General features: G+C 31.3%; 9 protein-coding genes. 1 reads left to right on the top strand and 8 read right to left on the bottom strand.

Annotated elements, in window-relative coordinates; genetic code table 11:
* Positions 1-27: 27 nt before the first annotated feature.
* The 5 genes from hprK to RR561_RS01990 all read right to left on the bottom strand — a co-directional run bounded on the left by hprK (position 28) and on the right by RR561_RS01990 (position 8920).
* Positions 28-960, bottom strand: a complete 933-nt coding sequence (gene hprK, locus RR561_RS02010; RefSeq protein ID WP_332505749.1) for an HPr(Ser) kinase/phosphatase — start codon at positions 958-960, stop codon at positions 28-30.
* 84 nt (positions 961-1044) lie between these two features.
* The gene (gene uvrC, locus RR561_RS02005; RefSeq protein WP_332505748.1) at positions 1045-2859 is read right to left on the bottom strand and encodes an excinuclease ABC subunit UvrC; all 1815 of its coding nucleotides are present in this window, start codon (positions 2857-2859) and stop codon (positions 1045-1047) included.
* Between the two features lie 627 nt (positions 2860-3486).
* The gene (uvrA, locus tag RR561_RS02000) at positions 3487-6330 is read right to left on the bottom strand and encodes an excinuclease ABC subunit UvrA (protein ID WP_332505747.1); all 2844 of its coding nucleotides are present in this window, start codon (positions 6328-6330) and stop codon (positions 3487-3489) included.
* A gap of 209 nt (positions 6331-6539) precedes the next feature.
* Positions 6540-8513 (bottom strand): excinuclease ABC subunit UvrB, encoded by a 1974-nt coding sequence (uvrB, locus tag RR561_RS01995; RefSeq protein ID WP_332505746.1) that lies wholly within the window; start codon positions 8511-8513, stop codon positions 6540-6542.
* A gap of 2 nt (positions 8514-8515) precedes the next feature.
* Positions 8516-8920: a hypothetical protein gene (locus tag RR561_RS01990; protein WP_332505745.1), complete on the bottom strand. Its 405-nt coding sequence runs from the start codon at positions 8918-8920 to the stop codon at positions 8516-8518.
* Between the two features lie 116 nt (positions 8921-9036).
* Here RR561_RS01990 and RR561_RS01985 point away from each other — a divergent pair, with 116 nt between their 5' ends.
* On the top strand, positions 9037-10167 hold the full coding sequence (locus tag RR561_RS01985) for an AI-2E family transporter (RefSeq protein WP_332505744.1): 1131 nt from the start codon (positions 9037-9039) through the stop codon (positions 10165-10167).
* A 215-nt stretch (positions 10168-10382) separates the two neighbouring features.
* Here the strand turns inward: RR561_RS01985 and RR561_RS01980 are convergent, their stop codons facing one another.
* From RR561_RS01980 to RR561_RS01970, 3 genes are all read right to left on the bottom strand, one after another.
* On the bottom strand, positions 10383-11567 hold the full coding sequence (locus tag RR561_RS01980) for a pyridoxal phosphate-dependent aminotransferase (protein ID WP_332505743.1): 1185 nt from the start codon (positions 11565-11567) through the stop codon (positions 10383-10385).
* Between the two features lie 148 nt (positions 11568-11715).
* Positions 11716-13041, bottom strand: coding sequence for a branched-chain amino acid transport system II carrier protein (gene brnQ / locus RR561_RS01975; protein ID WP_332505742.1), 1326 nt, complete (start codon positions 13039-13041; stop codon positions 11716-11718).
* Positions 13042-14538: 1497 nt separating this feature from the next.
* Positions 14539-15723 (bottom strand): pyridoxal phosphate-dependent aminotransferase, encoded by a 1185-nt coding sequence (locus RR561_RS01970; RefSeq protein ID WP_332505741.1) that lies wholly within the window; start codon positions 15721-15723, stop codon positions 14539-14541.
* Positions 15724-15832 lie beyond the last annotated feature (109 nt).

Here is a 15832-nt window from a genome sequence, read left to right as displayed (position 1 = left end):
ACAATACTTTTTGTGTTTTATTTTTCTTTATTTCGCTTTATTTTCTATTACATCTGTCAATTTATTAGAAAACTCTATAGCTGCATCATTCCCCAACTGTCTTTGCCTGTAGTTCATTGCTGCTACCTCCAAAACCATAGCAACATTTCTACCTGGTTTAACAGGAACTACTATCTTTTCTACTCTAGTACCTAATATATCTTCATAATCCTTGTCCAAACCTAGTCTATCATAATATTTTTCTGGATTCCACATTTCAAGATATGCAACTAGATCTATTCTCTTTATTGGATTTATACTTCTCGCTCCATAAAGACTCTTTATATCTATTATTCCTATTCCCCTTATTTCTATATAGTTTCTAAGTAGTTCTGGCGCTTGACCTGACAAAACCCCATCATCTGATCTTTTTATTTCTACTGCGTCATCTGCTACTAGCCTATTTCCATTTTGTACCAATTCAAGCGCGGTTTCTGATTTTCCAATACTACTTTCACCCTTTATCAGCACCCCAACTCCATTTATATCAACCAACACTCCATGAACTGTTTGTCTCGGTGCCATTCTATCTTCTAAATAAGAAGATAGTTTATTTATAAATCTAGTTGTTTCTTTTTTAGTAGAACAAACAATTGTGCCTGTTTTTTGAGCCCATTTATAAAAATCAGCCCTTAGTGCCATATCTCTTGTCACTATAACTATAGGTATTTCATGTGAAAAATATTGGCGAAGTGTATTTTCTCTATCCTCATCTTTGAATATCCCAAAGAAAGTATATTCGGTCTTTCCAATTATTTGTATCCTTTCTGGAGTAAAATAGTCAAAATACCCTGCAAGTTGTATACCTGGTCTATTTATTTCTTTCTCTGTTATAATTGTTTTTTCTGCCTTACCTTTTGGAGAGATTATTTCTTTTAACCCCAAGTTATCTATTAAATCTCTAACGGTCACTTTTTTCATAGCTTTTCCTTTCATATATTACTTTTATTGAAATTTCCTGTATTTTTCATTGATTTTTATATAATTATATTATTTTCAATTTATTTACCTAACTTTTTTAAGATGCAGTACTATATCTTGAGCCAACTGTTCATTTATTCCTTCTACTGTCATTATTTCTTCTACAGTAGCCCTCTTAATATTGTCAACGTCTTTAAACTTTAACATAAGAGCCTTCTTTCTCTTTGGTCCAACTCCAGCCACGTCATCTAGTGCTGACTTGGTCATTTTCTTATCTCTTAGACTTCTATGATATGATATAGAGTAGTTATGTACCTCTTCTTGAATATTTGCCACAAATCTGTACAAACTTGAAGTCGTATCTAAATCTATACTTTTTTCTATGTTTGTAAGACCTTTCGTCCTATGTTTATCGTCTTTATACATACCCCAAAGCGGTATGTCTTCATCATTAAATTTCATTACCTCTTTTACTGCAGACACTTGTCCTTTGCCACCATCTAATAGTATCAGATCTGGTAGGTTACCATGTTTTAATCTTCTATCTAACACCTCTGCCATAGATGCATAATCATCTGGACCTTCTACTGTTTTTATCTTAAACCTTCTATATTCTTTTTTATCCTTTACTCCATTCGTATATACTACCATAGTTCCTATAGAGTCAACACCTTGTATATTAGAGATATCATAGGATTCTATTCTATGAAGTGGTTTTTCTATTTCCAACAGCTTTCTTAATTCTTCAAGAGCACCTACACTTCTTTCATACTTTTTCTTATTTAAGTCGTCAAACTTAACTAGATATTCATCAGCATTTTTTCTTACCATCATTACTAATGCCCTTTTTTCTCCTTTTTGTGGAACTCTAACATATACATTGTTTCCACGCTTGTTAGAAAGCATTTCTTCTACAATTTCCATATCCATAAAATCTTCTTCTACGATTAATTCCTTGGGTATATACTCTTGATTCATATAAAATTGTTTTATAAAGGATCCTAAAATCACTGATCTTTCACTGTCTTTTACCCCTTCTAACATAAAGTTTTCTCTACCAGATATCTTGCCATTTCTAATAAAAAATACCTGAACACAAGCTTCTTCATCAAAATTAGCCATTGCTATAACATCCTGATCTGTATCATTTTGTACATTTGATATCTTTTGTCTTTCTATTACGTCCCTAAGACTTGATATTTTATCTCGGTAATCTGCTGCCTCTTCAAAGTCAAGATTTATAGATGCTAGCTTCATTTTTTCTTCTAGTAATAATATTAGGCTTTCTTCCCTACCAGAAAGAAACAGGACTATTTCATCTATCATTTTCATATATTCTTCTTTTGATACCCTTCCAGTGCAAGGACCCACACATCTTTTAATATGATAATTTAGGCAAGGTCTCGCTTTGTTTTTTATTGCCTTTTGAATATCTATATTACAAGTCCTTATAGGATAAATATTTTTTATGATCTCCAAAGTATCATTTACAGCTGTAACATTTGTATATGGTCCAAAATATTTTGCCCCATCTTTTAACACTCTTCTTACCTTCATTACTCTTGGAAAATCTTCCTTCATCGTAACTTTAATATATGGGTATGTTTTATCATCTCTCAATAATATATTATATTTGGGTTTATATTTTTTTATTAAATTACACTCTAGGATTAATGCCTCTAGTTCAGAATCAGTAATAATATATTCAAAGCTATCAATATGTTTCACCATCGATTTTACTTTGTCAGAATGATTTTTAGACGATTGAAAATATTGCCTCACACGGTTTTTTAGTGAGATGGCTTTTCCTACATAAATCACTTTTCCTGCTTTATTTTTCATCAAATACACTCCTGGGCTTGCAGGAAGTGTCTTCAAATGTTCTCTTATATCAAACAATCTATTCACCATCTTTTCAAATAATCTTACTATCTATATTTCTATTTTTTATCTACTATTTTAATTTTTTATTTTTATCCTTTTTTATATTATTTTTATTTTTATTTTCCTCAGCTTATTTTAATTTCATTGATTTTTGTGTTTTTTTTACAAATCAATCATTTTATAAATATATCATTTGTAAAAATATAATCATTATATAAATACCCTTAAAATATAAATGATTAACTAATTTCAAAAATTACCTTTCAATTTTTCATCTTGTTCTGTTTTTATTTATATGATTTTACAAGATCTTACTTTTTTATATATTTTTTTTGTTATATTTTATTTTCACTTATAAGATTTTAATAGCCTTTTTTCTATTATTATTTATAATCAATTCGTCGTTTTATAAAATATTTTCTATTTATTAATATAGTTTTTATACTATTATTTTTTTTAAGATTTAAACATAAATATTTTCTATAAATATTTTTTTTCTTTATACTATATTATACACTAAATTTTATATTTTTTACATCAAAAAGGACTGATAAAAAACCAGTCCTTTTCACTTTTTTACATAGTATCAGATTATATGATAATATTTAAAAACATCTATTATCTATTAAAATTTTAATAATATTATTTAAATATCATCTTTGATAGATATTGTCCAGTATAACTTTCTTTTACCTTTGCTATTTCCTGAGGAGTTCCTGTTGCAACAATTGTTCCACCCTGACTACCACCTTCAGGACCTAAATCAATAATATGATCCGCTGTTTTGATAACATCTAGGTTATGTTCTATTACCACTACTGTGTTTCCAGTGTCTGCCAACCTTTGAAGGACCTCTATTAATTTTCTTACATCTTCAGAGTGAAGGCCTGTAGTTGGCTCATCTAGTATATACATAGTCTTACCAGTTGGTCTTTTACTTAGCTCTGTTGCAAGCTTGATTCTCTGAGCTTCTCCTCCAGACAATTGAGTCGATGGCTGTCCCATCTTTATATAGGAAAGTCCAACCTGCATTAATGTCTCAAGCTTTCTTTTTATGCTCGGTATATTTTCAAAGAATTCCAAAGCTTCTTCAACATTCATATCCAAAACATCTGATATACTCTTATCTTTATATTTTACTTGTAAGGTTTCTCTGTTATATCTCTCCCCCTTACAAACTTCGCATGGTACATATACATCTGGTAGGAAAAACATTTCTATTTTTAATATTCCATCGCCCTTACAAGCTTCACATCTTCCTCCCTTTACATTAAAGCTAAATCTTCCTTTTTTATATCCTCTTGCCTTAGCTTCATTTGTAGAAGCAAACAAGTCTCTAATCATATCAAATACGCCAGTGTAAGTAGCAGGATTTGATCTTGGTGTTCTTCCTATAGGACTCTGATCTATATTTATTATCTTATCAATATTTTCTATACCTGTAATTTCTTTATGCTCTCCTGGTCTTACTCTAGATCTATTAATCTTGTGAGCCAAGCCCTTGTATAAAATCTCATTTACCAAAGTAGATTTTCCAGAGCCTGATACACCTGTAACACATGTAAACTTACCTAAAGGAAATTTCACATCTATATTTTTCAGATTATTTTCTTTTGCGCCCTTAATCTCTACTACTTCTCCATTTCCTTCACGAAGAGTTTCTGGCATTGGAATTGTTATTTCACCACTCAAATATTTACCTGTAATAGAGTTTGGATTTGCCATTATTTCATCTACATTTCCTTGTGCTACAATCTTTCCACCATGAATACCCGCCGCTGGTCCTATATCAACTATATAGTCTGCTGCTCTCATAGTATCCTCATCGTGTTCCACCACTATTAAAGTATTTCCTATATCTGTAAGCGTTCTTAGTGTCCCTATCAACTTGTCATTGTCTCTTTGGTGAAGACCAATGCTTGGCTCATCCAATACATATAGCACTCCTGTTAGAGCTGATCCAATCTGAGTTGCGAGCCTAATTCTTTGTGCTTCTCCTCCTGAAAGTGTCCCTGCTTTTCTTGATAAAGTAAGATATCCAAGTCCAACATTTTTCAAAAAACTTGATCTTTCTCTTATTTCTTTTAAGATATCCCTTGCTATAAATGCTTTCTTCTCACTTAATTTTATGCCTTCAACAAATTCAAATAACTCTTCTACTGATAAATCAGTAACTTCCATTATATTTTTATTGTCTATTTTCACTGCCAAAACTTCTGCTTTTAATCTTTTTCCCTTACATTTTGGACAAGGCTTTTCTGCCATAAAATCTTCTAGCCTGTCTCTCATAGCTTCTGAATGAGTCTCTTTATATCTTCTATCAATATTTACAATTACACCTTCATAATAATTTTTATATTCTTTCAATCCACCAAATTTTGAATCAAACATAAATGATACTATTGTGTTCTCTTTTCCATATAACAACTCTTCTACAAAATCATCTGGCAAATCCTTGAATGGTGTATCTATAGACACTTTAAATTTATCACAAAGTGCCAAAATCATCTTTGAATAGTATGTATTATCATTTAATCCATTCGAAGACCACGCTGCTATAGCTCCCTGTTTCAAGCTCAAGTCTCTATTCGGTACTACTAGATCAACATCCACTTCCATGCTCTCTCCTAGTCCATTACATACCTCACACGCTCCAAATGGTGCATTGAAAGAGAACATCCTTGGAGAAAGCTCCTCTATCCCTATTCCGTGATCTGGGCAGGCAAACTTTGTTGAAAATAATACTTCCTTATCTTCTTTACCATCTCTTCCAAGCTCTTGAACTATAACTAGACCTTCAGATAATTTCACAGCAGACTCTATAGAATCCGCCAATCTAGTTTCTATTCCATCCTTTACAACTATTCTATCAACGACTACTTCTATAGTGTGTTTTTTATTTTTTTCTAAAGTTATCTCATCTCCTATGTCATAGTTTTCTCCATCGACCCTTACCCTGACATAGCCTTCCTTTTGAATATACTCCAATGTTTTTTTGTGAGTTCCTTTTTTTCCTCTAACCATTGGAGAAAGTATCTGTAATCTGCTTCTTTCACTATATTCCATTACCTTATCTACAATCTCTTGTACAGTCATTTGACTTATCAATCGATCACACACAGGACAATGAACGTCCCCAACTCTAGCAAACAAAAGTCTCAAATAATCATATATTTCCGTTACTGTTCCAACTGTAGATCTAGGATTTTTAGATGTAGTCTTTTGATCAATTGATATTGCTGGAGACAATCCTTCTATAGAATCAACACTTGGCTTGTTCATCTGACCCAAAAACTGTCTGGCATATGATGACAAGCTCTCAACATATCTTCTTTGACCCTCAGCGTATATAGTATCAAAAGCTAAAGATGACTTTCCAGATCCAGACAAACCCGTAAAAACAATGAATTTATTTCTTGGAAGTGTAAGGTTAATGTCCTTTAAATTATTTTCTCTTGCACCTTTAATTATAATTTGATCGTTCAAATTTTTCCTCCTTATATATTATTAACTTTTTCTTTTATATTTATCTATTTTAAGCAAGAACACTCGTGACCGAAGTCATGAGTGTCTCAATTAGTCTATTATATTATTACCTTATTTTAGTAGTTTTTAAACTCCTGCAATATTACATATGTGTAACCTCTTCAGCAAGATTTTACAATATCAAGTAAGATATTACAAGATTCTTTTTATTATAACTTTTTTTCTAGTTCCATGACCTTATCTCTAATTTTTGCGGCTTTTTCAAACTCTAACTTTTCTGCTGCTTCCATCATATCTGATTTCAAAACTATTATCATATCACTAATTTCCTTTTCACCCTTTAACTTTTTAACATCTATTGAGTCATATGAAGTTTCTTCCTCAGCTATCTTGGTTGCTTCTATACTTGCTCTTATTTGTTTTGAAATAGTTTTTGGTGTTATTCCGTGTTCTTCATTGTAATCACTTTGAATTTCACGACGTCTTTCCGTTTCTGAGATAGCCCTATTCATAGAGTCTGTAATTTTATCTGCATACATTATTACTCTACCTTCTGAGTTTCTAGCTGCACGCCCGACAGTCTGTATTAAAGAGGTCTCAGACCTTAGGAAGCCTTCCTTATCAGCGTCCAATATTGCTACTAGAGATACCTCTGGAATATCAAGACCTTCTCTTAAAAGGTTTATTCCAACCAATACATCAAATTTACCCAATCTCAAATCTCTTATTATTTCTGTTCTTTCTAGGGTTACTATATCTGAATGAAGATATTTTACCTTTATATCTAGTTCTTTTAGATAATCAGTCAAGTCCTCACTCATTTTTTTAGTTAAAGTTGTTACTAATACTCTTTCCCCTTTTTCGATATTTTTATTGATTTCAACAACTAAATCATCTATTTGATTTTCAACTGGTCTAACGCTTATCACAGGGTCTAAAAGTCCAGTTGGTCTTATAATCTGTTCAGCAAACTCTTGACTATGCTCCATCTCGTATGGCCCTGGAGTTGCAGTGGTAAATAGTATCTGATTTATATTTTCCTCAAACTCACTGAAATTTAAAGGTCTATTATCATAGGCAGATGGAAGTCTAAATCCATTTTCTATTAATGATTTTTTTCTGGATTGATCCCCTGCATACATACCTCGAACCTGTGGTATTGTTACGTGAGATTCATCTGCTATAATTAAGTAATCATCTGGAAAGAAGTCCATCAGTGTATATGGTTTATCACCCTTATCTCGACCTGTTATATGTCTAGAGTAGTTCTCGATACCTTGGCAAAAGCCTATCTCTCTAAGCATTTCTATGTCATAGTTAGTTCTTTGCTCAATTCTTTGTGCTTCTAGCAATTTATCATTTTCTTTAAATTTTTTGACGGTTTGTGCCAATTCTTCTTCTATTGTTATAATAGCTGCCTCTATACGTTCAGGAGTAGTAACATAATGTGATGCTGGAAATATTACAACATGACTTCTCTCACCAGATACTTTTCCTGTAACATAGTCTATTTCTGTTATTCTATCTATTTCATCTCCGAAAAATTCTAATCTTATAGCTCTTTCATCGTTACTTGCTGGAAATATTTCTAAAATATCTCCCCTAACTCTAAATGTTCCTCTAACAAAGTTTATATCATTTCTTTCATACTGTATTTCTACCAATCTCTTTATTACTTCATCTCTATCCTTAATCATTCCCGGTCTTAAAGACAACATCAGTTCTTTATAGTCTTCGGGATCACCCAAACCATATATACAAGATACAGAAGATATTATTATTGTATCCCTTCTTTCAAGTATTGATGCTGTAGCTGAATGTCTAAGCTTATCTATTTCATCATTTATACTTGCATCTTTTTCTATATATGTATCACTATGTGCAACATATGCTTCTGGTTGATAATAATCATAATAGCTGACAAAATACTCTACAGCATTTTCAGGGAAAAATTCCTTAAATTCACTATAAAGCTGTGCTGCTAAAGTCTTATTATGAGCCAAGATTAAAGTTGGTTTTTTCACATTTTGAATAATATTTGCCATTGTGAATGTTTTTCCTGATCCAGTAACACCTAGAAGCGTCTGAAATTTATTGCCTTTTTCTATAGACTCCGAAATTTTTTCTATAGCCTGTGGTTGGTCCCCCGTAGGCTTAAAATCTGAAACCAATTTAAAATCCATTATTATTTCCTCTTTTTATTTTCAATATATTCTATCATCTGTAAAGCTAGCTCTCTAGTTGTATCGCTTTCTATGTTGAAAAGATACTCCTTACCCCAGTCACTTCTTAAGTGAAGAAACTCGTCACCATCTTTACTTACTAACTCAATATTTACTATATCCTCAATCGGTATATCTAACTTTGTGACTTTTTTAGGCATACTTCCATGAAGGCTCTTTCTACTATATTCTGCAAAGAAAGTTTCTTCAGTTAAGTATATAGTATACAAATCAGGAGCCGGTCCAGAGGTTCTACTATGTCCCAAAAGAGAATTAGCAACCATATTGGTACCAAGATTTGTACGACTTAACTTTCTGTGTGTTGTAAAGCTAACTAAAACATTTTCTTCATTATATTTTGCTGTCATAACTACACCTCCATTAAAAATCTTCTTTATTATATTTTATCATATATTTTCAACATTGTATTTACTTTTCATATATTGTAAAATAGAATATAACTAATTGAATAGGAGGTTTCAAAATGGAGAATCGGTTTAAATACAAGAATTTATGTACGATCTTTATTATGTTCGGAGTAGTGCTAGCTATATCGCTAAATGCAAAGGAATTTTTAGGTGGTGCTTCAAATTTCTTAAGTGTTTTTAAACCTGTATTTTTAGGATGTGTAATTGCTTTTATTCTAAATATAATAGTATCTCTTTGGGAGAAGATTTATTTTCCTAATTCTAAAAATAAATTTATACTAAAAAGCAGAAGAGCTGTCTGTATACTTTTATCTTTTTTATCTATAATACTTATAATATATTTGGTTTTTATGTTGGTAATCCCACAACTAATCAAATCTATGTCAGTATTTACAAATAAGTTTCCTGAGTTGTATGATGACTTAAGAAGAAAAACAATCGAACTTTCTGGCTCTGTTCCTGGTCTTCAAGAAAAGCTTTTATCCTCTGATAAAACAGGCCAAGAAGCTATCCAAAAAATATTAAAAACAGCTTCTCTTTGGACTAGCAGTCTATTTAATATTATCGGATCTGTATTTGCCCTAATTGCTAATTTTGTTATGGCAGCAATATTATCTATCTATATTGTTGGCAGCAGAGAAAAATTAGGAAGTCAGTTTGATAAGTTATTTAAAAAGGTAATACCTAATAAAATACTAAAGAAAATATATTATGTACTAGAAGTTGCAAACTCAACATTTGCATCATTCTTTGCAGGACAGTTTATAGAAGCTATTATACTTGGTTCTTTATGTACACTAGGTCTATTCATATTTGGTTTCCCATATGCACCTATGATAGGTTCTGTGGTTGGCTTTACCGCTTTGATACCACTTGTAGGAGCATATATCGGAGGAATTTTTGGTTTTTTCATGATATTTACACAGAGTCCATTAAAGGCATTTCTTTTTATAATCTTTCTAACAGTACTTCAACAAATTGAAGGAAACGTTATATATCCAAAAGTTGTAGGTGGTTCCGTTGGACTTCCTGGAATTTGGGTTTTAACATCGATAATAGTTGGTGGCGGACTTGCTGGTATTCCTGGCGTATTCTTTGGAGTTCCTATAGCAGCCACATTATATAAAATATTAAGACATTATGTAAGTAAGGATCAATCCTGCATTGTTGAAAAAAGTGAGACTTAGTGTGTATTTCATTCATTCTTTTCTCTAATATTTCAATATTATTTAGATTAGATCTATGATATAAAATCATTAATTTTCAGATAAACCACTTAAAGATAAGTGTTTAAATTATTAATAAGATACAAAAAGTAAGAAGGGACATACAATTGTATGTCCCTTCTTTGCTGATTAAATTTATAGAAAAAGTTTCCTATATAGCGTTTTTAAATTTCTTTCTATTTATATTCTTTCATCAACTTTTCAAATATTGGAAGTGCTTTTTCACACTTTTCTGTTTCAACACAATATGATAGTCTCATGTGTGCCTTTGAGCCAAATCCTGCTCCAGGTACTACTAGCATATCATATTCCTTAGCCTTTTCTGAGAACTTCTCAGAGTCTCCATCTGGAGCTTCAATAAATAGGTAGAATGCTCCACCTGGCTTAGCAACATTATATCCTAACTTTGTTAATCCATCATATAATATATCTCTATTTTTCTTATATACAGTAAGATCTGGTTCTACATCTACACATCTTTCTATTACCATCTGGAATAATGTAGGCGCACACACATATCCTAATGCTCTGGCAGCTCCCCCACAAGCAGCCATTATCATCTTATCATCAACCTTATTTGGTACAAGAACATATCCTATACGTTCACCTGGTAGTGAAAGTGATTTTGACCATGAATAACAAACTATTGTATTGTCATAGTAGTTTGGTAAAAATGGAACTTCTAATCCATCTATTAATACTAATTCTCTATATGGTTCATCTGTTATTAAATAAATTGTATGTCCAAATTCCTTTGACTTATTAGATAGTAACTCTGCCAATTTCTTTATTTCATCTTCTGAATAAACAACTCCTGATGGGTTGTTTGGAGAGTTTACTACTATTGCCTTAGTGTTTGGAGTAATTGCACTTTCAATTCCTTCTATATTTAGCTGCATATCTGGCTGAGCTGGAACCAAAACTTGTTTTGCTCCTTGCTGCTGGATAAATACAGTATATTCTGGGAAGAATGGTGCAAGTACCATTATTTCGTCATCCTCAGAAGAAATCAATGCTTTAAATACTATGCTTAAAGATGCAGCTGCACCGCAAGTCATCAACAAATTATCTAATGTATAATCTGTATTATATCTCTTATTTAAGTTATCTGCTATTGCTTTTCTAGTTGCATTTAATCCTGCACCTGAGCTATAGCTATGATATACCTTAGGTGGATTATTTTTAATGATATCAATTATAGCGTCTTGAACCTCTTTTGGAGCTGGAACACTTGGATTACCTAAGCTGAAATCTAATACATTTTCTGCTCCTATTTCTTCTGCTCTAACTGCACCAAATCCTGCTAATTCTCTTATTACAGATTTTGCTGTACCTAACTTTACCATATCTTGAGAAATCATATTACTACCTCCTAATAACTATATAAAACTTCCTCTACTTTACTCTCAATCTCCACACCTATCATTGAAGTAAATATATTTTAATGAATATTATTGTCTTATTTAAATTGTATTTATATTTTATAGCCAATATTTACTAATATCTCTATTAAACTAACGGATCGTCTATTGTTTTACCAACCTTAGCAAACTTACTTATAAGTGTAAGTATGACTGAGCAAGCTACTGCAGGTAGTATCCATTCAAACCCGAAATTAGCAAGTGGTAATGTCTGTATAAATGCTGTTGGACCAGCTAATAAATTTCCACCTCTCATTACTGATGCTAGGTTTAAACTCTGTATCAAAGCTATTACAAATGCACCTATAACTGCGCCTGTATATGTCCAGTTATACTTAATCTTACTGTTAAATAATGACATTAAGATTAGTACTATAATTACTGGATATATAGCTGATAAAATTGGAACTGCTATTGAAATTATTCCATCAACTCCCAATAATGAAATTATAAACGAAATTATAACAGCTACTGTTACAACATGCTTATATTTTAGTTTTCCATCCGAAATAGTTGAGAAATAGTTACCACAAGTAGATATTAGTCCAGTAGATGTTGTCAAGCAAGCAAGAGCTACTGCAAGACCCATAAACACCTTACCTACGTTTCCAAGCATAAGTTCTACCATTCCTATTAGAAGAACTGTTCTTTCAGTATCTCCATCGAAGAACTTACCAACTGTTGCACCTGCATAAGTTAGTCCACCGTATACTAGTGCTAGAAGAACGAATGCTACCAAACCAACCTGTAAGCTGGCTTTAAGCTGTGTTTCTTCATCTTTATATCCACGTCTGATTAGGTCAGATATTACTATACCTGCCATCAATGGAGATCCCAAGGCATCCATTGTCTGGTAACCTTCCTTGAATCCTAATGTAAATAACTTAGTAGTTTCAGTAGCAACCATCTCTCCTGGAGGGTTTACTATAGAAGTTATTACTATGAATCCTAGTATTACCAATAGGCAAGGAGTAAGATATTTACCTATTATATCTATTACCTTTGTTGGGTTCAAAGTTATATAAAATGTTATTGCAAAGAATACCAAGCAAGTTAACCAACTAGGTACTGCTGGGAATAACGGTCTTATAAATATTTCATGAGTTGTAGCACCTGTTCTTGGAACTGCGAAGAATGGCCCTATTGTTAAAATTGCTACTGTACCTACCAACTTGGCGAATTTTGGACCAACTCTTTTACCAAGGTCGTCCGCTCTACCACCCAACTTAGCTGTTGCAATAACACCAAGAATCGGTAGTACTGGGTCTGATAGCAAGAATGCAATCATTGCTACGTACCATCTATCCCCTGCCAATACACCAAGATATGGTGGGAATATTAAGTTACCAGCCCCAAAGAAGATTGCAAATAATGCAAAACCACAAATAATTATGTCTTTTCTTTTAATTTCCATATTCTTTCACCTTTTCTAAAATACTCAGCAAAGTGCTTTCCATCAAAGCACATCACGCTTTTAAATTGAAGTACTTAACTTCTTAAGAATAACCATAAACTTTTTCAAAAGCTTATTTAAACCACGACCTGAGAATCAATTGATATCAACAAAACGATTTTTATTTTTACTACTTACTTAAAGTGCGGAGTTTATAAAAATATTCGCTGCATCAGATTAATTACATAAAGTCTAAATTTGGAAGATCTAGTATTTGGCCAATAAATATAATACTATTGTAATCAAATATATAAAATTGACATACTTGTATACAAGATTACCATTATCCAACAAGTAAACTCGCAATTACTTTTCATATATCTCAATTCTTAGACATTCCTTAACACCTTAAAATAATTTTAAAAACGGATTTATATAAACAATATTTAATCAGTTTTCTTTTACATATTTCAATTTAAAATTTAGGTTATTACTACTTTTTTCTACATTTAATCGCTTTGCTTATCTGAAGTTTTTATTAATAATGAATTTTCAGATAATTAAAATTGCATTTTACTAATTTTTTAACTTTTATAACCATAGTTATAAATCGTTTTCCTAAATAATAATGAAATATTTTTATAAGGCATTGCTAGGTTAACTTGCAGATTCTAGTTGACTCACTATATTAAAATAACTAACCTTCTAAAATTTTTCAGTTTAACCTCCTTCTTTTTTTATTATTTTAAAGTTGTTTATTCTTTAATGTAGGCACCCTATATGATTTTTCGTTTATCTTTATATAAACAAAATAATAAACCACTTTACTAAAAGTTAATTATCAAATAGTCCCCTTGTCTACATATATTATTATACTATATATTACTGAATTTTTCTACCTTTTGAGTTTTATTTTATTAAGTTTTCCGAATCTTATCAACTTTCTATAAACAAATTGTTTATTTTTTAATTTCTGTAGCTATTCTGTTTAACCCAATCATTTAATTTAATAATATAAACTCTCCTTAATTCAATACTTATATACTATACTAATTTCAGGTATAGTCTTTTTAATATATTACTTATAGTATAAGCGTTAACGATTGATTTTTCAAATAATAGAAATAGTAAAACTTTTAGTAGTTATTGTTTGCTTTTTAACGACTTCTTTTGCAGCTTTAATTTTAAATACTCTATTACTTTTTTATACTTACTTTTTTTACTTAATTTCAAATATAAAATAATATCTTTTTATTTATTATGCTTTTAATTTTTTTTTATATCTATTTTTTTAAAAATTATTAGTATGTTTTTAGTCTATTTATATAATATTTTTTATATTATTACATCCTAATACTTTTACTCTTATTATTTTTGTAAATCACCTAATTATGTTAAGTTTAATTTTTATAATTTATTTCGATAATATAAATTTTTGTAATTAAAAAAGCAGGGGGAATTCCCCCTGCTTTTGGCAAAATAATACTGTTAAGTTTATTTAAAAGTATTCTATATTGACTACTTGTAGTCCTTCATTAGTTCTTCAAATATTGGAAGAGCTCTTTCACACTTTTCAGTTTCAACACAGTATGATAATCTCATATGTGATGCTGAACCGAATCCTGCTCCAGGTACTACTAGCATATCATGTTCCTTAGCCTTATCTGAGAACTTCTGTGAATCTCCATCTGGAGCTTCGATGAATAAGTAGAATGCTCCTGCTGGCTTAGCAACATTGTATCCCATCTTAGTAAGACCATCATATAGTAAATCTCTATTTTTCTTGTAAACTGTTAGATCTGGTTCTACATCTACGCATCTTTCTATTACCATCTGGAATAGAGTTGGTGCACAAACGAATCCTAGTGATCTTGCAGCTCCTGCACAAGCAGCCATTACCATTTTTTCTTCTACCTTGTTTGGTACAAGAACATACCCTATACGTTCACCTGGTAGTGAAAGTGATTTTGACCATGAGTAACAAACTATTGTATTATCATAGTAATTTGGTATAAATGGTACTTCTAATCCATCTATTAATACTAATTCTCTATATGGTTCATCAGTTACTAGGTATATAGTATGTCCATATTCCTTAGACTTTGCTTCTAATAATTCAGTTAAAGCCTTTATTTCTTCTAAAGAATAAACAACACCTGATGGGTTATTTGGAGAGTTTACTACTATTGCCTTAGTATTTGGAGTTAAAGCTGCCTTTATACCATCAAGGTTTAACTGCATATCGTTCTGAGCTGGAACTAATACCTGCTTTGCTCCTTGAGCCTGAATAAATACAGTATATTCAGGGAAGAATGGTGCAAGTACCATTATTTCATCTTCGTTAGAAGCTACTAAAGCCTTGAAAACTATGTTTAATGATGCAGCTGCACCACAAGTCATTAATAGATTATCTAATGTATAATCAGTTCCGTATCTCTTATTTAAGTTATCAGCTATTGCTTTTCTAGTTCCATTGTGTCCAGCACCTGAACTGTAACTGTGATATACCTTTGGTGAATTATCTTTAATTATATCTATTATAGCGTCCTGAACTTCCTTTGGAGCTGGAACACTTGGGTTTCCTAAACTGAAGTCTAAAACGTTTTCTGCACCTATTTCAGCAGCTCTTACTGCACCAAAACCTGATAATTCTCTTATCACAGATTTAGATGTACCTAACTTTACCATATCTTGAGAAATCATAATATTACCTCCTAAATTTACATAAAAAATATGTGTTACTCTCAACCTCTAGCCGTACAAACTCAACAACTACTTTTGTATGTATTGAGTAACTATTCTTAAAATTTTA

Source organism: Peptostreptococcus sp. (assembly GCF_036639115.1).
In the GTDB taxonomy this organism is placed as follows: domain Bacteria; phylum Bacillota; class Clostridia; order Peptostreptococcales; family Peptostreptococcaceae; genus Peptostreptococcus.
Note: the sequence above shows the minus strand (reverse complement) of the source record. Positions and strands in the feature narration are given on the sequence as shown.